The sequence below is a fragment of the Listeria tempestatis genome (assembly GCF_963575625.1).
GTDB lineage: Bacteria > Bacillota > Bacilli > Lactobacillales > Listeriaceae > Listeria > Listeria tempestatis.
Window position 1 is genome coordinate 304241 of the sequence record NZ_CAUYTK010000001.1, and the last position, 23042, is coordinate 327282.

At 38.3% G+C, this 23042-nt stretch carries 24 protein-coding genes and 1 riboswitch; of the genes, 18 read left to right on the top strand and 6 right to left on the bottom strand.

From position 1 onward, the window contains the following. The first annotated feature begins 15 nt into the window (after positions 1 to 15). The 4 genes from R8923_RS01685 to R8923_RS01700 all read left to right on the top strand — a co-directional run bounded on the left by R8923_RS01685 (position 16) and on the right by R8923_RS01700 (position 3017). On the top strand, positions 16 to 789 hold the full coding sequence (locus tag R8923_RS01685; protein WP_485871019.1) for a metal ABC transporter ATP-binding protein: 774 nt from the start codon (positions 16 to 18) through the stop codon (positions 787 to 789). Then, positions 764 to 1642 carry a metal ABC transporter permease gene (locus tag R8923_RS01690; protein ID WP_485871020.1) on the top strand — a complete coding sequence of 293 codons (879 nt, stop codon included), beginning with the start codon at positions 764 to 766 and terminating at the stop codon, positions 1640 to 1642. The genes R8923_RS01685 and R8923_RS01690 overlap by 26 nt, the downstream gene beginning before the upstream one ends. Then, positions 1623 to 2054 (top strand): Fur family transcriptional regulator, encoded by a 432-nt coding sequence (locus tag R8923_RS01695; RefSeq protein WP_485871021.1) that lies wholly within the window; start codon positions 1623 to 1625, stop codon positions 2052 to 2054. Before R8923_RS01690 ends, R8923_RS01695 begins: the two co-directional genes overlap by 20 nt. A gap of 105 nt (positions 2055 to 2159) precedes the next feature. Continuing rightward, positions 2160 to 3017: a peptidylprolyl isomerase gene (locus tag R8923_RS01700; RefSeq protein ID WP_485871022.1), complete on the top strand. Its 858-nt coding sequence runs from the start codon at positions 2160 to 2162 to the stop codon at positions 3015 to 3017. A gap of 112 nt (positions 3018 to 3129) precedes the next feature. On the opposite strand, the gene R8923_RS01705 is transcribed toward R8923_RS01700, so the two are convergent. The 5 genes from R8923_RS01705 to R8923_RS01725 form a co-directional block, all read right to left on the bottom strand. Further along, on the bottom strand, positions 3130 to 3714 hold the full coding sequence (locus tag R8923_RS01705; RefSeq protein ID WP_485871023.1) for a 3'-5' exonuclease: 585 nt from the start codon (positions 3712 to 3714) through the stop codon (positions 3130 to 3132). Positions 3715 to 3724: 10 nt separating this feature from the next. Continuing rightward, entirely contained in the window at positions 3725 to 4051 is a 327-nt protein-coding gene (locus R8923_RS01710) for an AzlD domain-containing protein (protein ID WP_485871024.1), read from the bottom strand. Then, positions 4018 to 4743 carry an AzlC family ABC transporter permease gene (locus tag R8923_RS01715; RefSeq protein ID WP_485871025.1) on the bottom strand — a complete coding sequence of 242 codons (726 nt, stop codon included), beginning with the start codon at positions 4741 to 4743 and terminating at the stop codon, positions 4018 to 4020. The genes R8923_RS01710 and R8923_RS01715 overlap by 34 nt, the downstream gene beginning before the upstream one ends. Before the next feature lie 101 nt (positions 4744 to 4844). Next, on the bottom strand, positions 4845 to 5954 hold the full coding sequence (gene ispG, locus R8923_RS01720) for a flavodoxin-dependent (E)-4-hydroxy-3-methylbut-2-enyl-diphosphate synthase (RefSeq protein ID WP_485871026.1): 1110 nt from the start codon (positions 5952 to 5954) through the stop codon (positions 4845 to 4847). A gap of 111 nt (positions 5955 to 6065) precedes the next feature. Further along, a complete protein-coding gene (locus tag R8923_RS01725; protein ID WP_485871027.1) occupies positions 6066 to 6860 on the bottom strand; it encodes a DUF1189 domain-containing protein in 795 nt (264 codons plus the stop codon). A 289-nt stretch (positions 6861 to 7149) separates the two neighbouring features. On the opposite strand from R8923_RS01725, the gene R8923_RS01730 reads away from it, so the two are divergent. The 8 genes from R8923_RS01730 (at position 7150) to R8923_RS01765 (ending at position 16306) form a co-directional block, all read left to right on the top strand. Next, positions 7150 to 7758 carry a superoxide dismutase gene (locus R8923_RS01730; RefSeq protein WP_485871028.1) on the top strand — a complete coding sequence of 203 codons (609 nt, stop codon included), beginning with the start codon at positions 7150 to 7152 and terminating at the stop codon, positions 7756 to 7758. Positions 7759 to 7931: 173 nt separating this feature from the next. Continuing rightward, the gene (locus R8923_RS01735; RefSeq protein WP_485871029.1) at positions 7932 to 10097 is read left to right on the top strand and encodes a peptidoglycan D,D-transpeptidase FtsI family protein; all 2166 of its coding nucleotides are present in this window, start codon (positions 7932 to 7934) and stop codon (positions 10095 to 10097) included. Positions 10098 to 10247: 150 nt separating this feature from the next. Continuing rightward, positions 10248 to 11288, top strand: coding sequence for an aspartate-semialdehyde dehydrogenase (locus R8923_RS01740; protein ID WP_485871030.1), 1041 nt, complete (start codon positions 10248 to 10250; stop codon positions 11286 to 11288). Between the two features lie 10 nt (positions 11289 to 11298). Beyond that, a complete protein-coding gene (dapG, locus tag R8923_RS01745) occupies positions 11299 to 12504 on the top strand; it encodes an aspartate kinase (protein WP_485871031.1) in 1206 nt (401 codons plus the stop codon). 26 nt (positions 12505 to 12530) lie between these two features. Next, on the top strand, positions 12531 to 13415 hold the full coding sequence (gene dapA / locus R8923_RS01750) for a 4-hydroxy-tetrahydrodipicolinate synthase (protein ID WP_485871032.1): 885 nt from the start codon (positions 12531 to 12533) through the stop codon (positions 13413 to 13415). Positions 13416 to 13429: 14 nt separating this feature from the next. Further along, a complete protein-coding gene (locus tag R8923_RS01755) occupies positions 13430 to 15097 on the top strand; it encodes a ribonuclease J (protein ID WP_485871033.1) in 1668 nt (555 codons plus the stop codon). 97 nt (positions 15098 to 15194) lie between these two features. Further along, entirely contained in the window at positions 15195 to 15848 is a 654-nt protein-coding gene (locus R8923_RS01760; RefSeq protein ID WP_485871034.1) for a DUF4352 domain-containing protein, read from the top strand. Between the two features lie 8 nt (positions 15849 to 15856). Beyond that, positions 15857 to 16306, top strand: coding sequence for an NUDIX hydrolase (locus tag R8923_RS01765; protein WP_485871035.1), 450 nt, complete (start codon positions 15857 to 15859; stop codon positions 16304 to 16306). Between the two features lie 22 nt (positions 16307 to 16328). Here R8923_RS01765 and R8923_RS01770 read toward each other — a convergent pair whose 3' ends face one another. After that, positions 16329 to 17930, bottom strand: coding sequence for an ABC-F family ATP-binding cassette domain-containing protein (locus R8923_RS01770; RefSeq protein ID WP_485871036.1), 1602 nt, complete (start codon positions 17928 to 17930; stop codon positions 16329 to 16331). 101 nt (positions 17931 to 18031) lie between these two features. On the opposite strand from R8923_RS01770, the gene R8923_RS01775 reads away from it, so the two are divergent. The 6 genes from R8923_RS01775 to R8923_RS01800 all read left to right on the top strand — a co-directional run bounded on the left by R8923_RS01775 (position 18032) and on the right by R8923_RS01800 (position 22845). Beyond that, a complete protein-coding gene (locus R8923_RS01775) occupies positions 18032 to 18415 on the top strand; it encodes an MmcQ/YjbR family DNA-binding protein (RefSeq protein WP_485871037.1) in 384 nt (127 codons plus the stop codon). A gap of 55 nt (positions 18416 to 18470) precedes the next feature. Next, a riboswitch (TPP riboswitch) is annotated at positions 18471 to 18571 on the top strand. 66 nt (positions 18572 to 18637) lie between these two features. Then, positions 18638 to 19198, top strand: coding sequence for an energy-coupled thiamine transporter ThiT (gene thiT, locus R8923_RS01780; RefSeq protein WP_485871038.1), 561 nt, complete (start codon positions 18638 to 18640; stop codon positions 19196 to 19198). Positions 19199 to 19406: 208 nt separating this feature from the next. After that, the gene (locus tag R8923_RS01785) at positions 19407 to 20588 is read left to right on the top strand and encodes a betaine/proline/choline family ABC transporter ATP-binding protein (RefSeq protein ID WP_485871039.1); all 1182 of its coding nucleotides are present in this window, start codon (positions 19407 to 19409) and stop codon (positions 20586 to 20588) included. Continuing rightward, positions 20588 to 21241 carry an ABC transporter permease gene (locus tag R8923_RS01790; protein ID WP_485871040.1) on the top strand — a complete coding sequence of 218 codons (654 nt, stop codon included), beginning with the start codon at positions 20588 to 20590 and terminating at the stop codon, positions 21239 to 21241. Before R8923_RS01785 ends, R8923_RS01790 begins: the two co-directional genes overlap by 1 nt. A 12-nt stretch (positions 21242 to 21253) precedes the next feature. After that, complete coding sequence (locus tag R8923_RS01795) at positions 21254 to 22177, top strand: osmoprotectant ABC transporter substrate-binding protein (RefSeq protein ID WP_485871041.1); 924 nt, start codon at positions 21254 to 21256, stop codon at positions 22175 to 22177. Then, on the top strand, positions 22174 to 22845 hold the full coding sequence (locus R8923_RS01800) for an ABC transporter permease (protein WP_088808960.1): 672 nt from the start codon (positions 22174 to 22176) through the stop codon (positions 22843 to 22845). The genes R8923_RS01795 and R8923_RS01800 overlap by 4 nt, the downstream gene beginning before the upstream one ends. The last annotated feature ends 197 nt before the right edge of the window (positions 22846 to 23042 follow it).

Genomic DNA, 23042 nt, shown 5'->3' on the forward strand with positions numbered 1-23042 from the left:
AAAGGAGTTTTGAAAATGAAGGAAATTTTGGAGATAAAAGGACTATCCTTTCATTATGACCATGAGGAAGTTCTTTCAAACATACACTTTTCTGTTAAAAAAGGAAGTTTTACAGGTATCATTGGGCCAAATGGCTCTGGCAAGTCAACGCTTTTAAAATTAGTTTTAGGGCTTTTAAAAAATCAAAAGGGAAGTATTTCTTTGTTTGGCGAGAAGCAACAAAATTTTCGCCATTTCGAAAAAATTGGTTTTGTTTCCCAAAAATCAAACGCGTTCAATTCAGCGTTCCCGGCTACCGTGAAGGAAGTTGTGGCGAGTGGTTTAACCAAGAAAAAAGGGCTTTTTAAAAGGCTAAATAAAGCGGATAATGAAGCTGTTTTTGAGGCGCTTCAAATCGTTTCGATGACTGATTTTTTAAACCGAAATATTGGTGAATTGTCAGGTGGTCAGCAGCAGCGCGTCTTTATAGCAAGATCACTCGTCAGTAAGCCAGAAATGCTTATTTTAGATGAACCGACTGTTGGTGTCGATGTGGAGAATGTTAAAGCTTTTTATGAGCTACTGGGAAAACTCAATCAGACGAAGAAAATGACGCTTATTCTTGTCACTCATGATATGCTTGCAATCAACAATTATGTCGACCACGTCATTAGCATAAACAAACGGATTTTGTTTGACGGGAGTGCGCGCGATTACCATCTTTATTTAGAGGAACGTGAAATCGAAGCGACCTCACGAGAATTTGAAAGAGAGGGGACGCATTGTGATTGCCACACTGTTTCATTATGATTTTATTCGAAATACCTTTATAGTTGGCCTTGTTATTGGCATTGTAGCACCGCTATTAGGCAGTTTTATTGTCGTTCGCAAATTGTCGCTTATGGCCGATGCACTTAGCCATGTAACGCTTGCAGGTATTGCTGTAAGTTTATTTTTAAGTAAAACATATGTGCCACTTGTTAGTTTAAATCCACTTTATTTAGGGTTTGGTTTTGCAACGGCGGGCTCACTTTTAATGGAAAAATTACGAACCGTTTACAAACATTTTGAAGAACTTGCTATCCCAATTATTATGTCCGCTGGCATGGGATTTTCCGTCATTTTTATTTCGCTTGCAAATGGTTTTAACACAGACTTATTTAGCTATTTATTTGGGAGCGTTAGTGCAGTGAGTAGAGCAGATATGTATACGATTGTCAGTATTTCTGTATTTGTCTTTATCGTCATTTTACTGCTGTACAAAGAATTATTTTTACTTTCGTTTGATGAAGAATATGCACGAGTTTCTGGAATACGTGCGAAAGCCTTTGATATTATTTTCATGGTACTTGTTGCACTCGTCATCGCAAGCTCCATGCGCATCGTAGGGATTTTACTCGTATCCTCACTCATGACTTTACCTGTTGCAGCAGCAATTCGTATTGCGAAAGGCTTTAAGCAGACAATTATTTTTGCGATTATTTTTGGAGAAATTTCCGTTATTGTGGGGCTTATTAGCGCCTATTATTTAGACTTAGCGCCTGGTGGGGCTATCGTTTTGCTATCTGTTATGATTTTGATTGTCACAATGGTTTATCAAAAAATTCGCATGCGCCTTATTCTTGCGAAAAGAGGTGAAGAAAATGGCATTATCAGCGAGTGAAGCACTCATGAAAATGAAAAATTGTGGGTATAAGCATACCGATAAACGACAATTTTTAATTGAATTATTTGCGCGTAAAAATTGCTATTTGACCGCAAAAGACGTACTTGAAAATATGAAAGATGATTTTCCTGGTATTAGCTTTGACACCATCTACCGAAATTTATCCCTTTTCGTCGAACTCGGCATTTTTGAAGAAACCGAACTTTCTGGTGAAAAAAACTTCCGTCTAGCATGCTCACATGAACATCATCACCATCATTTTATTTGCCTTAATTGCGGCAAAACAAAAGAAATTATGATGTGTCCAATGGATTTCCTAACCGAAGCTCTTCCCGGATACGAAATTGAAGGTCACAAATTTGAAGTCTATGGAAAATGTCCTGATTGTTTAAAAAACGCAGCTAGCTAGTTGCGTTTTTTCATTTTTGTTCATATTTCATTCATAATTATGACGCAAACCTTTCAAAACTATTGTTTATACTAATAAAGAATCGTAAGAGAAAGGAAGTCGTACATGAAAATCAAACAAACTTTAATTGTACTAGCAGCCACCACTACACTTGTATTAGGAGGGTGTTCAAGTAGTGCAGTTGTTAAAACAGATGCAGGAAATGTAACAGAAAGTGAACTTTATGAAGCACTAAAGACTAGTTATGGAAATGATGTCGTTCAGCAACTTACATTTGAAAAAATCCTTGAAAAAAAATACTCTGTATCTAGTAAAGAAGTGAATGCTGAATATAAAAAATATGCAGAACAATACGGAGATAGCTTTGAGTCAACGCTTGCTTCAAACAATTTGACTAAAGCAAGTTTTAAAGACAATATTAAATATAACTTACTCGTCCAAAAAGCAACTGAAGCAAATTTGAAAGTGACAGATAAAAAACTAAAAGAGTATTATAAGACTTGGGAACCTGATATTACAGTAAGTCACATTCTTGTTGAAGATGAAGCTACTGCAAAAGAAGTGAAGGAAAAACTTGCTAATGGTGAGAAGTTTGCAGATTTAGCCAAGGAGTACTCTACAGATACAGCCACTGCTGAAAATGGAGGTAAGCTAGATCCGTTTGGTCCAGGAGAAATGGATGAAGCCTTTGAAAAAGCTGCATATGCACTTAAAAATAAAGGAGATATTAGCAACCCAGTAAAAACTTCTTATGGTTACCATATCATCCAACTTGAAAACAAAACGGAGAAAAAATCTTTTAAAGAAGATAAAAGTAAGGTGAAAGCCGCCTATATTGAGTCACAAATGACATCTGAGAATATGACAAAAGCACTAAAAAAGGAACTAAAAGCCGCTAACATCAGCATAAAAGACAGTGACTTAAAAGATGCTTTTGCTGATTATACAAGTTCAAGTAAGTAGTGCAGAATAAAATCTCAAGTTGTCCATAAAAAAGAACCAAAAATCAAGCAATAGATTCATTTCTAAAAATGAACTGTACTTGTTTTTGGTTTTTTATTTTATAAGTCAAAACTTACCTTCTTATTTTAGTGAAGTTGGCCCCGTTTATTTGCCCAAACTTATAGCCAATAGAATCAACGAGCGTTGGCACTGTAGAAACTTCTTTTAGTTCTGCGAGTTTTAATACAATTTCTGCAGCCGCTTTCGAATCATCAAGGGCATTATGGTGATTAAAGTGAATACCAAAATAGTCCGCTACTTGATTTAAACGGTGGCTTTTTAATGGTAGAATTTGCTGAGATAAAATGCATGAACAGAAATAATCATTATTTGGTAAAAGCAATTGGTATTTTTCGGCTGACTTGCGGAAAACGCTAATATCAAAGCTAGCGAAATGAGCAGTTACGGGATTTGTTCCAATAAAATCATTCATAAACGGATAAATATCTTGAAAAGTTGGAGCATCACTTACATCATCTGGATAAATACCATGGATTTCAATATTTCGCCGGTAAAATGGCTCCACGGGATTAATTAAAGAATAAAAGGTATCACGAATTTCTCCATTTTCAACTTTTACAATTCCAACAGAGCAGGGGCTTGTTCGGTTGCCGTTTGCAGTTTCAAAATCAAGCATGCAGTAGTTTAATTGATTCATAATAAACCTCCTAAAAGAAAAAACGTAGTCCTGCCATTGAAAGTATACCAATAACAACGACCCATAGTAAATTTTTAGTTAAAATAGCAGTCAAAATGGTCGGTAGGGCGGCAAGAAACGGTAAGAGATTGAACGCTGGAAATTCACCGTCTCGCTTGATGAGTAAGCTCTGAATAAATAAGGCTGTTAAAATACAGAGCGGAACATAGGAGAGGTAACTCATAAGTATATCTGGTAGTTTCATTTTTTTTACAAAAAGAAATGGCAGAACACGAGGGACGAATGTGACAATCGCGCAACCGACTATCGTGAGAAAGGTGTATGTACTGATTGACATCTGTCTAAAATCACTCCCATCAAACAACCTAATAATGTAGCGCAAAGTACAGCAATCTCTGGTGTCATGATACGCATGAAAAGAAAGGTGAGGAACATAACACTTAGGATTACAAGTAACGAAGTTCTTATTTTTTTGCTCTTATCACTTATAAGTTGTAAATAAAGTAAACCGATAAACATGGCAGTCAGAGCGAAATCAAGACCAAATAGCTCAGGATTTGGCAACCAATTTCCAATAATTGCACCAACCAAACAAGCCAAAATCCAAGTGAGATACGCTGTTACGTTTAATCCGTGCATCCAAAAGGCACTCACTTCTTTTTTATTCCCGATTTGATTCATAGCAACTGCAAATGACTCATCTGTTAGTAATGCTCCAATACCAATGTTATGTAAGATGGAAGCTTTTTTAAAGCTCGGTGCTGTTGCCATGCTCATAAGTAGATGCCGTGAATTAATAAGAAAAGTTGTTGTCACAATCGCTGAAATTGGACTTTGCAGTAGTAATAATCCACAAATGATAAATTGAGCAGCTCCAGCATAAACAAGTGCCGAAAGCAGTACAATCTCTAAAATGCTCAAGTGTGAAGCTTTTCCGACAACGCCAGCAGCAATACCGATGCCAATATATCCAAAAACAGTTGGCAAACAAGCTTTTACGCCGTCCCAAAAAGTTAATTCTTTATCCATTTAAGACTCCTTTTTTACCTCATCATAGCATAAATGAGAACGTTTAGGAATAAAATTAAAGAGGTTAGAACTTCTACAAGTTCTAACCTCTTTAATAAGTTTTACTGTGCCGCAGCTTCTTCAGCTGCCTTTTTTATAAAGTATTCCTCGGCCAAAATGTCAATCTCTTTTTTAAGTTCATCGACCATAATTTCCTCAGGAACTTTCCGAACAATTTTACCGTGACGGAAGAGAAGGCCTTCTCCTTTAGCACCAGCAATCCCAATATCTGCCTCACGTGCTTCCCCAGGTCCGTTTACAGCACAACCAAGAACGGCCACTTTAATGGGGGCTTTTATGGTAGAAATATATTCCTCAACTTCATTTGCAATACTAATGAGATCAATTTCAATTCGGCCACAAGTTGGGCAAGAAATTAAAGTAGCAGCATTAGAAGAAAGGCCAAATGATTTTAATAATTCACGCGCCACTTTGACTTCTTCAACTGGATCGGCACTAAGTGAAACGCGAAGAGTATTCCCAATCCCGCGGCTTAAAATGGCACCAAGACCAGCGGCACTTTTTATCCCGCCAGCAAATTGTGTCCCAGACTCAGTAATTCCAAGGTGGAGTGGATAATTGAATGCGCGACTTGCCTTATCATAGGCCTCGATAGCTAAGTTTACATCGGAGGCTTTTAAAGAAACAATAATATCGTGAAAATCTAAATCTTCAAGTATCTTTATATGATGTAAAGCACTTTCAACCATGCCATCAGCAGTTGGATAACCATATTTTTGAATGATTTTCTTTTCAAGACTACCCGCATTGACACCAATTCGAATGGGAATGCCTTTTGCTTTTGCGGCATTTACGACTTTTTCCACTCGTTCCCGCCGCCCAATATTCCCAGGATTAATACGAATTTTATCAACACCTGCTTCAATCGCTTTAATCGCCAAACGATAATCAAAATGAATGTCCGCAACGAGCGGAATGTGGATGCGTTTTTTTATTTCGCTAAGCGCATCAGCAGCACGCTCATCAGGACAGGCAACTCGAACAATTTGACACCCAGCCTCTTCTAACCTCAGGATTTCAGCAACAGTGGCCTCCACATCATGCGTTTTTGTCGTTGCCATACTTTGAATAAATAATTCATTACTACCGCCAATAGTCAGATTTCCGACTTTTACAGGGCGTGTTTCCGTACGTAAAGTTCTCTCGTTCAAGGATAATTCGCTCCTTTATAGTGTTTTTCACCTAGTATCATACCATTTTTTTAGGGTGAAAGCACGATTTCAAGTATTAGAATTTGATAAGAAAAATGTAGCGTGCTGCGTTTATTTTTGCTCTTTCGCCTGCTTAGGTAAAGATCTAATTGCAAGAAAGAGGACAATTAATGTAACAAATAAATTGATTTCCATTCGGTAAGGAACAACAATTTGAAGCCAGTCCATTATCATTGTAAATGTTGCCGAAAGTGTAATAGCGTACGTCGCCATCATCCAATTTTCCTTGTAAGAAACGCTTCCCCGGCCAAAACCGGTTAAAATATAACCAAATAAGCCAGCAATTGCAACACGGAAAAAAGTTGATCCAAGTGAAAATAAAAAGATAATTAAAAGAATAACTGGAATGAAAAATTTCGACATATCCGTGATAGACTCATATAAGCTTAAAACATCGTCTTTATCTTTAATTCCAAGCGTATCATAGCTAATCGCCTGCGAAGTTCCAGCAGCTGTCACATAAATTTCTTTAGATAAAAAAGCAAAAGCCCCATCATAAGAACCAATTTTATTATCAACAGCATCTTCATCCAGTGTGCCGCTCGCATCAAAATAAACATGTAAATTCCCTTCATCAATTGAAATCGGTAAATCATCTTTTGATGGATCTTTTGTAACCAGTTTACCATTCTCGATTGAAAAATCAGGAATCTCATTTTTTAATGTACTTTCACCAACTTTAAGCGCATTGCTCGTGGTTGTTGCTGTATAATAGGCAAGTGGAAGGAAGATGATGAATGTTAAAACAATGATGTAGAAAATGCTAGATCTTACTTTATCTTTTCGGAAGTTTGCAATATCTATAGGAGAATACAGGCTCTTCCAAAAACGTTTAAAAATATTCATTTGTTCGTAAACACCTCACTGCTTGTTTTAAATTTTTCGAAAAGGGAAGAGAGTAGATGTGTGTACATAATCTCAACGTCTTTCGCTATTTCATCATAGCTTTATTTGAACTGAAAATCAATTCAAGCAGAAAAATTGCATGTGATTTCGGAAAGTGCTAGTCTAAAAGATGTAAGCGAGAAGATAAAATGGTACGGGTGAGGCTGTTTTTTTTTAGAAAGCTAAGTCTATTGGCATGGTCTGATTTGTTTACGCACAATCAAAATTATTTTTAAGGAGGAATTTTAAAATGACTTATGAATTACCAAAACTACCATATACTTACGATGCGCTAGAACCTAACTTCGATAAAGAGACAATGGAAATCCATTATTCAAAGCATCATAATACGTATGTTACAAAATTAAACGACGCGTTAAAAGGACATGATGATTTAGGAAGCCTACCTGTTGAAGAATTAGTTGCTAAATTAGATGTTGTCCCTGAAAATATCCGTACGGCTGTCCGCAATAATGGGGGCGGTCATGCAAATCATACACTATTTTGGTCCATTTTAAGCCCAAGTGGTGGTGGGGAACCTGCGGGTGACTTAAAAGCCGCTATTGATGCTAAATTTGGAAGCTTTGCTGATTTTAAAGCAAAATTCGCTGATGCAGCAGTTGCTCGCTTTGGCTCCGGCTGGGCCTTTCTTGTAGTGAAAAATGGTGCGCTTGAAATTATTAGCTTACCAAATCAAGATTCCCCGTTAAGCGATGGTTATACGCCAGTTCTTGGTTTAGATGTTTGGGAACATGCATACTACCTTAAATTCCAAAATCGCCGCCCAGAGTATATTGATACTTTCTGGAACGTAGTAAATTGGGATGAAGTTGCAAAACGTTTTGAAGCAGCAAAATAAATTAGTTAACCTATCAATATAAAGTATTAGAACCGTAAACGAGCCATGTTTGCGGTTCTTTATTTTTTCTTATACTATTTTTAATTAAATTCTAACTTACAGAAGGTGGAAAGTTATCCTGTTTTCAGATACAATGTAAAGAGCCATTACTTTTAAGAGAGGGTTTGTGATAGGTGAAACTGAATTTTAGAAAAAAGAAAGATAAATCAAAGAAAAAAAAACGTGCCGTCATACCACTCCGACTCAATATTCTTTTCTTCGTTATTTTTATTTTGTTTTCGGTACTCATTTTACGCCTCGGTATCGTACAAATTGTCCAAGGAGATACGTATAAAAGGCAACTAGAAGAAACGGAAAATGTTACGGTTTCAAAAAATGTACCACGTGGCGTTATTTATGATCGCAATTATAATCTATTAGTTGGAAATACAGCGGTGAAGTCGATTACGTATACAAGAAGTCAACAAACAAAACCATCTGAAACCTTACAAGTTGCACAAAAACTTGATAAGATGATTAAAGTTGAACCTGAAAAATTAACAGAACGTGATCAAAAAGATTATTGGATTTTAACTAATGAACAAGAATCGCTTAGCCGCTTAACTGCAAAGGAACAAGCACTTGATGCGTCTAAGTCCTATAAAATTCAAGTTGAAAAAGTAACAGACAAAGATTTAGCAAGTTTAACAGCGGATGACAAACGTATCGCTACAATTTATAAAAAAATGACAAGTGGCTATGCGATGACAGAAGCTGTTGTGAAAAGCAAAGATGTGACGGATGAAGAAATCGCACGGGTTAGCGAAAATCTCGAAAGTTTACCTGGTGTCGATACAACAACAGACTGGAATCGTTTTTATACCTATGATGAAACACTTCGTTCTATTTTAGGATCAGTGTCATCGGCAAAAGAAGGACTTCCAAAAGAAAAAGCAGAATATTACTTGTCGCAAGGCTATAGCCGAAATGATCGCGTTGGGAAAAGCTATCTAGAAGCGGAGTACCAAAACGTTTTAGCTGGTCAAAAATCGCAATCAGAAAGCGTACTTGACAGCCAAGGAAATATTATTGAAACGGTACAAAAAAATGAAGGCTCAAAAGGAAAAGACCTTGTTTTATCCGTTGATGTTGAATTTCAAAAAGCGGTAGAAGAAATTTTACGAAATAACATCAAAAAAGGTAAGTCTTCAGGTGGTTCTGATTTACTCGACCGCGCATTTGTTGTCGCAATGGACCCATATAGTGGCGAGGTCCTAAGTCTTGCGGGACAAAAAATAAATGACAAAGGTGAATTTGAAGATTACTCTCTTGGAACATTTACAACCGCCTATAATATGGGGTCAGCCGTTAAGGGCGCTACAGTTTTGAGTGGGATTATGAGTGATGCGATTACAAAAGATACTGTCTTTGTCGATCAGCCAATTGTTTTTAAAGGTACAAAACCAAAAAGTTCTTGGTTTAACCGACACGGGGAACGTTCGCTTGCGCTTAGCCCAGTGGGTGCGCTTGAAATTTCATCAAACTCCTATATGTACCAAGTTTCCATGAAAATGGGGGGAGCGAAATATGTACCGAATGGTCCACTTCGTGCACCACTTTCAACATTCGATAAAATGCGTTATTACTATAACCAATTTGGCTTAGGGGTTCGGACGGGCATTGATTTACCAGGCGAACAAGTAGGCTATAAAGGTCAAGACGATACAATTGGTAAGATTCTTGACTTTGCAATTGGTCAATATGATTCTTATACACCGCTTCAACTTGCGCAATATGCTTCAACGATTGCAAATGGTGGTTCACGTATTCAACCATCAATGGTGAAAGAAATTCGCAATCCAAGTACGTCTGGTGATACAGTTGGAACGGTTGCATCTAGTAATGAACCAAAAGTATTGAATCATTTAGGCGTTACAGAAGCAGATATTAAAACCGTACAAAATGGTTTTTATCAGGTGACACATGGTTCAAATGGTACGGCACGCTCTGTTTTTAGCTCAGCAGATTATGACGTAGCAGGAAAAACTGGTACGGCGCAAGGCTTCTATGATGGACCTAAAACAGCATCAAAAATGGCCGAAGTTTGGAATACAACTTTTGTTGGGTATGCACCAGCTAAAAAACCAGAAATTGCCATCGCAGTTGTTGTCCCTTGGGAATATCGTGATGGATACAGTGATAGTAAAATCAATATGAGCATTTCAAAAGAAGTTTTAGATAAATATTTTGAACTGAAGAAGAAACGCTCAGAGCAAAACAAAGAAACTTCAAATGTTGATCAACCCATTAACAATTTGCAAGCAGCACGTGTGGCACAATCAAAACAAACAGAAAAATAATGAGTAAGACCTTGTCTCTAAATCAGGCGAGGTCTTTTTTTCAAAAAAAGTGGAAAAGAACTGCGAAATACTGCGTTTTATGATATGATAAATAGAGTTTAAAGTGAACGATCACTTTGATGAAAGCAAAAATTAAAGGAGGAATAATGAATGACAAAAAGCTATCATGTTGCCGTTGTCGGTGCGACTGGCGCAGTAGGAACACAAATGATTCAGTTATTAGAAGAGGCGGCGACGTTTAAGATTAAGCAAATTTCTTTCTTATCTTCCGCACGTTCTGCAGGACAAACACTGACTTTTAAAGGAAAAGAAGTAGTCGTAAAAGAAGCTACACCTGAATCTTTTAATGGTGTTGATATAGCTTTATTTAGCGCTGGTGGCTCAGTTTCAAAAATGTTTGCTGGGGAAGCCGTGGCGCGTGGTGCCATCGTGATTGACAATACAAGTGCGTATCGTATGGATGAACAGGTTCCACTAGTTGTTCCTGAAGTGAATGAGCGGGCGCTAAAAAATCATCAAGGTATTATCGCAAATCCCAATTGTTCAACGATTCAGATGGTAGCGGCACTTGAGCCAATTCGAAAAGAATGGGGTTTAAAACGTGTCATTGTATCAACGTATCAAGCAGTTTCAGGTTCTGGCGTTTCAGCTATTCAAGAACTTCAGGAACAATCCCGTGCAGTATTAGATGAAAAGCCTTTTACGCCTGAAGTTATGCCTGTGAAAGGTGATAAAAAGCACTACCAAATTGCTTTTAACGCACTCCCACAAATTGATGTTTTCACTGAAAATGACTATACATACGAAGAAATGAAAATGATCAATGAAACGAAGAAAATTATGGAAGATGCATCAATTCAAGTGGCAGCAACTTGTGTGCGCATTCCAGTTGTTTCTGGACATTCTGAATCTGTCTATATTGAAGTTGAAAAAGAAACAGATGTTGCAAAACTAAGAGCTTGTTTGAAAGAGGCGCCAGGCGTTGTTTTAGAAGATGATCCAGAAACACAACTTTATCCGCAAGCAGCAAATGCGGCTGGTAAAAAAGAAGTGTTTGTTGGGCGAATTCGTCGCGATTTAGATAATCCGCTTGGTTTTCATCTTTGGATCGTGTCAGATAATTTACTTAAAGGAGCGGCTTGGAACTCTATTCAAATTGCAGAGAGCCTAGTTAAATTAGAAATTATTTAGAGGTGCGGGAATGAAAATAATAGTTCAAAAATTTGGCGGGACGTCCGTGCAAAGTCCAAAAACACGTGAAATGGCATTTAAACACATTAAACGTGCCGTTTCGGACGGCTATAAGGTCGTTGTTGTTGTGTCGGCAATTGGGCGGTACGGCGATCCGTATGCAACGGACACGCTACTTGAATTGATTGGCACCAAAAAGACGAAGCTTTCAAAGCGCGAACAGGACATGTTGCTTTCTGTTGGGGAAACAATTTCCTGTGCGGTTTTTACAAACATGTTGAAGGAATCTGGCGTTTTAGCAGAGGGGTTTTCAGGTGGGCAGGCTGGTATTCGCACAACGTCTGATCATTTGAATGCGAAAATCTTGGAAGTGGACACTGAACGAATAACAACAGCTTTAGAAAAAAATGATGTTCTTGTTGTTGCTGGTTTTCAAGGTGTTGATGAACGAAATGATGTGACGACGCTCGGCCGTGGTGGTAGCGATACATCAGCAGCGGCACTCGGTGTTGCGCTTCGGGCTGATTATATTGATATATATACGGATGTAGATGGCATGATGACAGCTGATCCGCGCATTGTCGAACATGCAAAAAGCTTACGGCAAGTGAGCTATAACGAAGTGTCCAATATGGCCTATCAAGGGGCAAAGGTTATTCACCCAAGAGCTGTTGAGATTGCGATGGCTGCAAAAATCCCAATGCGCATACGTTCTACTTATTTGGACGGAGAAGGTACGCTTGTTGCAAGCGGAGAAGCACCGCACTTTGATGTAAAAGAACGCCTTGTAACAGGCATTGCACACGTAACAGATTTAGTGCAGGTTTCTGTACAAACTGATGCAAAAAGGACACAGGAATCAGCCTTCGCTCTCTTAGCTGATGGCGGAATTAGCCTTGATTTCATCAATATCTCAGCGACAAATATCGTGTTTACAGTACCAGAAGAAAAGAAAGATACCGTTGAAAAGCTTTTAAAAACAAAAGATTTTTCGGTTATGTCTAAAACGGAGTGCGCGAAAGTTTCAATTGTTGGTGCGGGCATCACTGGTGTACCAGGTGTCACAGCAAAAATTGTTCGCGCGCTTGCCCAAAAAGGTATCCAAATTTTGCAATCTGCAGATAGTCATACAACCATCTGGGTTTTAGTCAGCGAAGACGATTTAGTTCCAGCAGTCAATGCTTTACATGATGAATTTTGTCTTGACTTTGAATAATTCCCTACGATTTAGGAGGAATAAAAATGAACTTTGGGAAAGTGATTACGGCGATGGTAACGCCGATTCATCCAGAAAAAAATGTAGTTTGCCGCAAACGAATTCATGCTTTAGTAAATTATTTGATTGAAAATGGCTCAGATGCGCTTGTCATTTCAGGCACAACAGGCGAGTCACCGACTTTAAGCCATGATGAAAAAATCAAATTGTTTACGGAAGTGGCAAAAGCAAATGATGGACGCGTAAAACTAATTGCGGGTACGGGATCGAACAATACTTTTGAAACAATTCGTTTTACGAAAGAAGTCGCCGAACTAGGCAGTTATGACGCAGCGTTAATTGTGGCGCCGTATTATAATAAGCCCAATCAAGATGGCCTTTATGCGCATTTTAAAACGGTTGCAGAAAATTCACCATTACCAGTGATGATTTATAATATTCCGGGTCGTTCCGTCGTGAACATCGAACCGGAAACAATTATTGAACTTGCGAAATTGGATAATATTGTTTCTGTTAAAGAATCAAGCGGAAACTTAGACAATATTTCTAAGATTATTGAAGAAACAGCGGATAATTTCTCTGTTTATAGCGGGGATGATAGCTTAACATTGCCCATTTTAGCTGTAGGTGGACAAGGCGTAGTATCTGTTCTTAGCCACGTAGCAGGCCCTGAGATGCAAGAAATGATTCATTTGTTTGAAAACGGGGAAGTGAGAAAGGCAGCCGCAATTCATCGGAAGTTGCTTCCGCTTATGACGGGTATTTTTGCCGTTCCAAATCCTGCCCCAACGAAGTTTTTATTACGAGAATTAGGGGTTGATGTTGGCCCTGTCAGACTTCCTCTTGTCGATTTGAATGCGGCGCAAGCGGAAAAATTACAATCTATTTATAAACAAGCGAAAAAAAACTAAAGGAGGTTTCCGCTTTGACAATTAAAAAAGCGAAACAGATTAAAATCATTCCTCTTGGTGGAGTGGCTGAAAGCGGAAAAAACATGTACGTGGTGGAAGTGGATGATGAACTTTTCATTCTTGATGCGGGGCTCATGTTCCCAGAAGATGAATTGCTCGGCATTGATGTTGTCATCCCTGATTTCCGATATTTGGAGGAAAATAAAGATAGGGTGAAAGCCATCGTATTATCACATGGACATGAAGATGCGATTGGTGCTTTACCGTATTTACTTCAAAAAGTAAAAGCGCCTGTTTACGGAACTGAGCTTACGATTGAACTTGCGAAAGCTTCTGTGAAAGAGTATAAAAAAGTCCGCTTTAAAAATTTCAATGTAATTGATGAAGATAGCGTAATTGAATTTAAAAAAGCGAATATTCGTTTCTTCCGTACAACCCACACGATTCCTGATTCCGTTGCAATTGTTGTTGATACGAGCGAAGGTGCAATTGTTTACACTGGGGACTTTAAAATTGATCAATCAGCGAAAGATGGCTATGAAACTAGTTTAAGTGCGATTGCTGACATCGGGGAAGCTGGCGTTCTTGCGTTACTATCCGATAGTTCGGAAGCAGAACATCCTGGGACAACTTCTAGTGATAGTGAGATCGAAGAAGAAGTACGTCATGCTTTCCGTACTGCCGAAGGGCGAATTATTGTGGCCTGTGTGGCTTCAAATGTTATTCGTTTGCAACAAGTTTTAGACGCTTCTGCTGCAACAAAACGTAAAGTTGTTATTGTTGGAAAGGAATTGGAACGAGTTGTAGAGATAACAAGACGCCTTGATAAACTTGTTGTCGAAGATGATTTGATTATCTCGCATAAAGACATGAAGAAATATAAAGACCATGAAATTACAGTCATTGAGACGGGGAACTTAGGAGAGCCTATTCAGTCACTTCAACAAATGACAAAAGGGAACCATCCACAACTTAATATTAAAGCGGGTGATACAGTTTATGTGACCACAACGCCAAGCCCTTCACTTGAGACGATGATGGCGAAAACAATTGATATGTTATACCGAGCGGGTGCTCGTGTTCTAACTATGAGTCGCAATTTATTTATTTCTGGTCACGGAAGTCAAGATGACTTAAAATTGGTATTGAATTTGCTGAAACCGACATATTTTATTCCAGTTCACGGGGAATACCGAATGTTAATTAGCCATGCAAAACTGGCATATAGTGTTGGAATTCCGAAAACCAATGTTTTTGTCGCAGGAAAAGGCGATGTAGTAGACTACAAGGCGGGCAAAATGACGATGGGGAATCGTGTTTTTGCTGGCAACACGCTTATTGACGGTCTAGGTGTTGGTGATGTAGGAAACATTGTACTGCGCGATCGCAAATTGCTTTCAGAAGATGGTATTTTTATCGTGGTTGTCACATTAAACCGTAAATCGAAAACGATTATTTCAGGTCCAGAAATTATTTCGCGCGGCTTCATTTATGTGCGCGAATCGGAACATTTGATTGAAGAATCGGCCAAGGTGGTTAGTAAAATCGTGCTAGACAACCTGCAAGAAAATGAATTTGAATGGGCAAAACTTAAACAAGATATTCGCGACAAATTAAATCGCTATTTGTTTGAGCAAACAAAACGTAGACCGATGATTCTTCCGATTATCATGGAAGTATAATAAAACTGCAAAGCCAGTAATGGTTTTGCAGTTTTTTGCCTCACTGTTAAATAAATGATATGATGAACACAATATTTCATTAAAAAGGAGACATAATATGGTATTTTGGATTTTTGGTGGAGGTATCTCCTTTATCTTATTCATTATAGGTGTTGTCATCCTCTTTTTCCCGAAAAAAAGAAAAGTGGGTGCCATTATTCTTTTGAGCGGTACTGTTTTGATGATTGCTTCGATAATTGGGATTATTGTAGCATTTAAAAACTTTCAAGATGTTCAAGATAACGTGCGTAATTTTTCAATGGCCAATGATTCAGAGGAGAGTGCGGCTACTGAATCAAAAACATATCAAGTTCATTTTAGCCAGACAGATGATCAAATTGAAAGTAAGATTACGAGTATTAAAGTGGAGAAAAAAACCATTTACTCCTCGCTTGAAGATAAAGAATTGCCAGGGAGCGTGACGATTGCACTTGAAATCACAAACCATGGTGATGAAAAAGTAACGACTTATCCGAACCAAGGGGAGTTAAAGACGCCAGAAGAAAGTGTAAATGGTGGGGATATGCTTCTTTCGAGTTTTGATGATAGTGAAATTGAAAAAGGCAAAACGATTTCTGGGGAGCTTGTTTTCCCGATTAGTAAAATTGATAAAGTCAGTGACATCAAGTGGGTATCTTTATCGTTTCTTTCTTATGTGGGCGATTCTGCTTCGCCAATTACGATAGATACAGGTGAAATTACTTTGAAGTGAGGCGGAAAATGGATTATATCAAATGGATTCGTTCAAAAGTAGGACATGAAAAAATTATTTTGACCTTTGTTGTTGGCATTATGCGCAATGAAAAAGGCCAGATTTTATTGCAACGCCGTGGTGACAGCAATCTTTGGGGCATAACGGGCGGTGCGATGGAGCTTTCTGAGAAACCTGAGGAGACACTTCGGCGTGAAATTTTTGAAGAAACTGGTATAGAGAAGTTTTCCATTCAAGGTTTCCAAGGTGTTTATACGACACTTGAACAGCACTATCCAAATGGTGATGTGGCACAGTGTGTTGATTTAGTGTACCAAGTCGATGTAACAGAAAATGTTGATTTAAGTTTTCATAATGAAGAAACGCTAGAATTGAAGTGGGTAGGGCAAAATGAGATTCCACCACTTTTCAATCCAACACACATGGAAATTATAGAAGATTACTTTAAAAAAGCGTGAATCCACCGGATTCACGCTTTTTTTAGTCATTCACTTGCATGACTTCTGCTAAGTAGCCGTCATAACTAATTTCTTTATTATAGAAATTATCTTTAGAAAGGTTCACAATTCGCGTTGCAATACTTTCTAACAACTGATGGTCGTGTGATGCTAAAATCATAGCCCCTTTAAAACTGAGTAGACCATTATTTAGTGCGGTAATTGATTCTAAATCCAAGTGGTTCGTTGGCTCATCAAGCAGTAGTACGTTGGAACCTGAAAGCATCATTTTCGACAACATACAACGTACCTTTTCACCTCCAGAAAGCACTTTAACTTTTTTAAGCACCTCATCACCACTAAAGAGCATGCGTCCAAGAAATCCGCGTAAGAACGCTTCAGAATCATCTTGTGGGGAATATTGACGCAACCACTCGACAAGATTTAGGTTGTTTTCAGTGAAAAATTCAGAGTTGTCTTTTGGGAAGTAGCTTTGGCTTGTTGTCACACCCCAGCGGAAAGTTCCAGAATCTGGTGTCAACTCACCTGCTAAAATTTGGAATAGCGTCGTTTTTGCAACTTCGTCATCCCCAACAAGCGCCACTTTATCGTCACGATTAATAGTGAAAGAAACATTATCTAACACCTTAACCCCGTCGATTTCTTTGGTTAAATTTTCTACGGTTAGAAGGTCATTCCCGACATCTCGGTCAGGCTTAAATTGAATGAATGGATAGCGCCGACTTGAAGGCTGAATATCTTCTAACGTAATCTTTTCAAGCATTTTCTTACGGCTAGTCGCTTGTTTTGATTTTGAGGCATTCGCACTGAAACGCGCAATGAAGTCCTGAAGTTCTTTCATCTTTTCTTCTTTCTTCTTGTTGCGGTCACTCATCATTGTTTGCGCGAGTTGGCTCGACTCGTACCAGAAATCATAGTTTCCAACATAGAGTTTAATTTTGCTAAAATCAAGATCGGCAATATGCGTACATACTTTGTTTAAAAAGTGACGGTCATGCGACACGACAATAACAGTGTTCTCAAAGTTGATGAGAAACTCCTCTAACCAATGAATTGCCCGAATGTCCAAGTGGTTGGTCGGCTCATCGAGTAGTAAAATATCAGGTTTGCCGAACAGAGCCTGTGCAAGTAAAACTTTCACTTTTTCAGAACCAGTTAAGTCTTTCATCAATTTGCCATGAAGTTCAGACGGGATACCAAGTCCATTTAAAAGAACAGCGGCATCTGCTTCCGCTTCCCAACCACCAAGTTCGCCGAATTCTCCTTCAAGTTCAGCAGCACGAATGCCATCTGCATCGCTAAAATCCGGTTTCATATAAATGGCATTTTTTTCTTCCATAATATCATAAAGCGTTTTATGACCCATAATCACAGTATTTAAAACGAGTTCATTATCGTACTGGAAATGATCTTGCTGTAGCACAGCTAGGCGTTCACCAGGCGTGATATGCACATTTCCTGCCTGTGAATCCACTTCACCAGATAGAACTTTTAAAAATGTTGATTTACCAGCACCATTTGCGCCTATTAAACCATAACAATTGCCAGGTGTAAATTTAATCGATACATCTTCAAATAGCTTTTTATCGCCATATCGAAGTGCGACGTTACTTACTGTTAACATTATTTTCCTCCTATAAAAAAGCACATTATCCCTATTTTACCATGCTAGTGCTCGTAAATAAAGCTTAATACATGCTATACTAAAAAAAGAGGGGGGAGAAAATGGATTTTGAATTAGAACGAATAAAATGGGTAGCCTTTTGCGAGTCACTGCAAGGAGCAAAACTGACCTTTCCGTTTGGAAAAGAAGCGAGTGTGATGAAAGTTTCTGACAAAATGTTTGCTCTCATTCACAAACACCAAGATATTCTTTTTGTTAGCGCAAAATGTGAGCCTGATAGAGCGGAGCGTTTAAAGGAAGAATACGAGGCAATTGTTGCGGGTTATCATTTGAATAAGACACACTGGATTTCTGTGATGATGACGAGTGCTTCTGATGTGCCAGATGAACTTCTTTTTGCTATCTTGGAAAATAGTTATAAACTGGTTTTTGCGAAGCTTAGTAAGCGGAAACAAAACGCAGTGCTTTTTTCAGGAGAAGATTAGGGTTTACTTTTCTTTTTAGCATGTTATAATAGGTTTTGTTAAGAATTTCATATTACGTTACCACAGGGGGGGCTTTAAGCTGAGATTGAGTGTTTTACTCTGACCCTTTGAACCTGTTCGTTAATACGAGCGTAGGGATTGTGGCGAATGCATTTTTCATATTGAAAACTGCTTTCTTCTGCGGTGCGTGTATGTCCAAAAGAAGAAGGGAGTTTATTTTTTATGTCAAACAAACGCTTAATTGTTTTACTCGAATGTGCGATTTTTGCTGCTATTGCAATGGTTCTGAGCTTTATACCGCTTGATATTGGTTCTAGTTTCTCCATTTCACTAGGGATGATTCCAATGTATGTGATTGCAATCAGAAGAGGCTTTTTCGCCGCCGGATTTTCTGGCTTACTTTGGGGGCTGCTCCATTTTTTAACTGGTAAAGCGTATATTTTAATGTGGAATCAGGCGCTTATCGAATATGTACTTGCTTTTGCTTTCATCGCTTTCTCAGGAATTTATTCTAAGAAAATTAGAGCTTTTTTAGCTGAGAAAAACTTAAAAAAAGCAATCACTTATGCATGGATTGCCATGTTTACCGGAGGAATTGCAAGGTATTTTTGGCATTATCTCGCTGGTGTTCTATTCTGGGGAGCGTATGCTTTTGCTGGTTGGAGTGCTCAACTTTTCTCCGTTGTCATGAACGGAATAAGTTGTCTTGCAACAGTTGTTGTTTGTGGGCTAGTGATTACCGTGATGATGAAAATGAAGCCGCAATTATTTCAACCCAAATAAACTATAAAACTCCTTGTCGTGCCATCTTCAAGGAGTTTTTCAAGTTACACTTAAGCAGGATGGTTTGCGTTTTATAAAGCACAAGTATATACTTTTTATATAGTCTCCTTATAGATTGTTCTATAAGGTTTTTTTGTTTAGTAGCTAGAGGAATAGGGAAATTACCTAAAGATTGGGTAAAATAGAAATACATATGGAGGTGTCCTTCGTGTTAAAGTTTGAACACGTTACGAAGACGTATAAAGGTGGGAAAAAGGCGGTTAGCGACCTAAACCTAAACATTGAAAAGGGAGAATTTATTTGCTTTATCGGACCTAGTGGGTGCGGAAAAACGACGACGATGAAAATGATAAATCGTTTAATTGAACCTTCTGAAGGTAAAATTTTCATCAACGATAAGGATATCTTACAAGAAGATCCTGTAAAGTTACGCCGGTCAATTGGGTATGTGATTCAACAAATCGGTCTCATGCCGCACATGACGATTCGCGACAACATCGTTTTAGTCCCAAAGCTTTTGAAGTGGTCGGATGAAAAGAAACATGAGCGCGCGAAAGAATTGATTAAACTGGTTGATTTGCCAGAAGAATATTTGGATAAATATCCGTATGAACTAAGTGGTGGGCAACAACAGCGTATTGGGGTGCTTCGTGCTTTAGCAGCTGACCAAACACTCATCTTGATGGATGAACCGTTTGGGGCGCTTGATCCAATTACGCGAGATGCTCTTCAAGAAGAGTTTAAAAGCTTACAACAGGAACTTGGGAAAACGATTATTTTTGTTACACATGATATGGATGAAGCGATAAAACTAGCTGATCGTATTGTCATTATGCGAGACGGAAAAGTCGTGCAATTTGATACGCCAGATGAAATTTTACGCAATCCTGCTGATTCATTTGTTGAAGATTTCATTGGGAAAGATCGTTTAATTGAAGCACAACCAAATGTAACAGTAGTTAGCCAAATTATGAATCCAAAACCAGTTTCCATTACGGCGGATAAATCTTTACAAGCCGCAATTCAGCTTATGAAAGAACGCCGAGTGGATACGCTTCTTGTCGTTGATGAGAAAAATATTTTGAAAGGTTTCATTGATGTCGAACAAATTGATTCTAATCGTCGTACAGCGACATCAGTTGTTGATATTTTGGAGAAAAATGTGTTTTTTGTGAAGGAAGACGCCTTACTTCGCGATACCGTACAACGTATTTTAAAACGCGGTTACAAATATGTGCCCGTTGTAGATAATGATAAAAAACTTGTTGGAATTGTGACACGTGCTAGTCTTGTTGATATGGTATACGATTCAATTTGGGGCGACGATACGTCTACTTCTCATGAAAAGAAAGGCGAAGAACTTGCGCACAGTAGTCAGGGGGGAGAATAATGGATGCCATTACGCAATTTTTCCAAGAAAATGGGCATAACTTGCTTGTTCAAACTTGGCAGCATCTTTACATATCGCTTGCCGCTGTTATTTTAGGCATCATTGTAGCCGTTCCTGTAGGTATTTTACTTACGCGTTCGCCGAAAATAGCGGATTTTGTGATTGGTGTTGTCAGTGTCTTACAAACAGTTCCGTCACTCGCCATTCTTGCGTTTATTATTCCAATTTTAGGCGTAGGTACATTCCCAGCAATTATTGCACTATTTATTTACGCGCTATTACCCATTTTACGTAATACGTTCATCGGGGTTCGCAGCGTAGATAAAAACTTAATTGAGTCGGGGCGTGGCATGGGAATGACAAGTTTTCAGCTTATTATAAACGTGGAAATTCCGAACTCAATTTCGGTTATTATGGCTGGAATTAGGCTGTCAGCTGTCTATATTATTGCGTGGGCAACGCTCGCGTCATATATTGGTGCTGGTGGACTAGGTGACTTTATTTTTAACGGCTTAAATTTATATCGTCCAGATTTAATTTTAGGTGGCGCGATTCCAGTTACTATTTTGGCGCTACTTGTTGAATATTTCCTCGGTAAACTCGAAAATATTTTAACACCAAAACCACTTCGCGATGCAAGAAACAACGGTTAGGAGGGACGGAAAATGAAAAAAATTACAACTTTAATAACTGTTTTATGTGCGTCTTTCGTCCTTTTAACAGGATGTTCACTGCCAGGTTTAGGCGGGGGCTCGGGTGATACCATTCGAATTGGTTCAATGTCAACAACAGAATCACAAATTGTTGCGAATATCGTGAAACAAATGATTGAGCATGACACAGATTTAAAAGTAGAGATGGTAAATAATTTAGGATCATCTGTTGTGCAACACCAGGCGATGGTGAACGGAGATGTGGATATTACAGCGACAAGATACACAGGAACCGATTTAGTTGGACCTCTTGGTGAAGAACCTATTAAAGATCCAGAGGAAGCTCTTTCCGCTGTTCAAAAAGGCTTTGAAGATAAATTCCAACAAACGTGGTTTGATTCTTATGGATTCGCAAACACATACGCCTTTATGGTGCGACAAGATACAGCTAAAAAATATAATTTAAATACGATTAGTGATATGCGTCCAGTCCAAAAAGAGCTTACAGCTGGGGTAGATAATTCCTGGATGGAACGTGCTGGCGATGGTTATAAAGCTTTTTCAAAGGAATACAACATCGATTTTAAAAAGATTTTTCCGATGCAAATTGGTTTGATTTATACGGCACTTAAAAATGATCAGATGGATGTGGCGCTCGGTTACTCGACGGACGGACGTATTCCAACCTATAATTTGAAGATTTTAGAAGATGATAAAAAATTCTTTCCACCATATGACGCCTCACCTGTAGCTACAGACGAGATTTTAAAAGAGCATCCGGAACTAAAAACTACTTTAAACAAACTAGTTGGAAAAATTTCTACAGAAGAAATGCAAAAGTTAAACTATCAGGCCGATGGTAAATTGAAAGAACCTTCTGTTGTTGCAGAAGAATTTCTTCAAAAAAATAACTATTTTGAGGATGAAAGCAAATGAATACGTTTAATCAATTAATTGACTATTATGCGACAAATGGGGCATATGTGGCGGAAGCTTTTTGGAGACACTTTTTGATGAGTATTTATGGTGTGCTTTTTGCTAGTATTGTTGCGATTCCACTCGGCATCTATATTGCACGTAAACGCCGACTTGCAAATTGGGTTATCCAAATTGCTAATATCATTCAAACGATTCCAGCGCTTGCTATGCTTGCTGTCTTGATGCTAATTATGGGTCTTGGCACAAATACGGTTGTACTCTCACTGTTTTTGTATTCGCTTTTACCGATTTTAAAGAATACGTATACGGGTATCCAAAATGTAGATGGTGCATTACTTGAGTCGGGGAAAGCTATGGGGATGACAAAATGGCAAGTTCTACGCATGATTGAGTTGCCGCTTGCGCTTTCTGTTATTATGGCTGGTATTCGTAACGCACTCGTTATTGCAATTGGTGTTGCTGCAATTGGAACATTTGTCGGAGCAGGCGGACTAGGGGACATTATTGTTCGAGGAACAAACGCGACAAACGGTACTGCCATTATTTTAGCCGGTGCGATTCCAACTGCACTAATGGCTATCATTGTTGACCTCGTACTTGGATTTATTGAACGTTCATTAAATCCTGTTAAGAATAAAAAGAAAAAATTAACTGAAGCGCTCTAGAAATAACAGGCAAATGTGGTGTAATTTTAACTGCATTTGCCTTTTTATTATAAAGAGGATTACCGTTTTTATGGTACTCTACACATGTATTTTCTTAATTTCCGCTTATAATTAACGATAATAAAATTATGTAAACTGTAAATTAAAAATATCTTAATATTTTCCCTCGAATTTTTCACCTAGATTCGTTATAATTA

What these genes read in the sequence shown, in the direction of transcription:
- R8923_RS01685 (WP_485871019.1), top strand. Translation starts at nt 16, where the DNA reads ATGAAGGAAATTTTGGAGATAAAAGGACTATCCTTTCATTATGACCAT.
- R8923_RS01695 (WP_485871021.1), top strand. Translation starts at nt 1,623, where the DNA reads ATGGCATTATCAGCGAGTGAAGCACTCATGAAAATGAAAAATTGTGGG.
- R8923_RS01700 (WP_485871022.1), top strand. Translation starts at nt 2,160, where the DNA reads ATGAAAATCAAACAAACTTTAATTGTACTAGCAGCCACCACTACACTT.
- R8923_RS01705 (WP_485871023.1), bottom strand. Translation starts at nt 3,714, where the DNA reads ATGAATCAATTAAACTACTGCATGCTTGATTTTGAAACTGCAAACGGC.
- R8923_RS01710 (WP_485871024.1), bottom strand. Translation starts at nt 4,051, where the DNA reads ATGTCAATCAGTACATACACCTTTCTCACGATAGTCGGTTGCGCGATT.
- R8923_RS01715 (WP_485871025.1), bottom strand. Translation starts at nt 4,743, where the DNA reads ATGGATAAAGAATTAACTTTTTGGGACGGCGTAAAAGCTTGTTTGCCA.
- R8923_RS01725 (WP_485871027.1), bottom strand. Translation starts at nt 6,860, where the DNA reads ATGAATATTTTTAAACGTTTTTGGAAGAGCCTGTATTCTCCTATAGAT.
- R8923_RS01730 (WP_485871028.1), top strand. Translation starts at nt 7,150, where the DNA reads ATGACTTATGAATTACCAAAACTACCATATACTTACGATGCGCTAGAA.
- R8923_RS01740 (WP_485871030.1), top strand. Translation starts at nt 10,248, where the DNA reads ATGACAAAAAGCTATCATGTTGCCGTTGTCGGTGCGACTGGCGCAGTA.
- dapG (WP_485871031.1), top strand. Translation starts at nt 11,299, where the DNA reads ATGAAAATAATAGTTCAAAAATTTGGCGGGACGTCCGTGCAAAGTCCA.
- dapA (WP_485871032.1), top strand. Translation starts at nt 12,531, where the DNA reads ATGAACTTTGGGAAAGTGATTACGGCGATGGTAACGCCGATTCATCCA.
- R8923_RS01760 (WP_485871034.1), top strand. Translation starts at nt 15,195, where the DNA reads ATGGTATTTTGGATTTTTGGTGGAGGTATCTCCTTTATCTTATTCATT.
- R8923_RS01765 (WP_485871035.1), top strand. Translation starts at nt 15,857, where the DNA reads ATGGATTATATCAAATGGATTCGTTCAAAAGTAGGACATGAAAAAATT.
- R8923_RS01770 (WP_485871036.1), bottom strand. Translation starts at nt 17,930, where the DNA reads ATGTTAACAGTAAGTAACGTCGCACTTCGATATGGCGATAAAAAGCTA.
- R8923_RS01775 (WP_485871037.1), top strand. Translation starts at nt 18,032, where the DNA reads ATGGATTTTGAATTAGAACGAATAAAATGGGTAGCCTTTTGCGAGTCA.
- thiT (WP_485871038.1), top strand. Translation starts at nt 18,638, where the DNA reads ATGTCAAACAAACGCTTAATTGTTTTACTCGAATGTGCGATTTTTGCT.
- R8923_RS01790 (WP_485871040.1), top strand. Translation starts at nt 20,588, where the DNA reads ATGGATGCCATTACGCAATTTTTCCAAGAAAATGGGCATAACTTGCTT.
- R8923_RS01795 (WP_485871041.1), top strand. Translation starts at nt 21,254, where the DNA reads ATGAAAAAAATTACAACTTTAATAACTGTTTTATGTGCGTCTTTCGTC.
- R8923_RS01800 (WP_088808960.1), top strand. Translation starts at nt 22,174, where the DNA reads ATGAATACGTTTAATCAATTAATTGACTATTATGCGACAAATGGGGCA.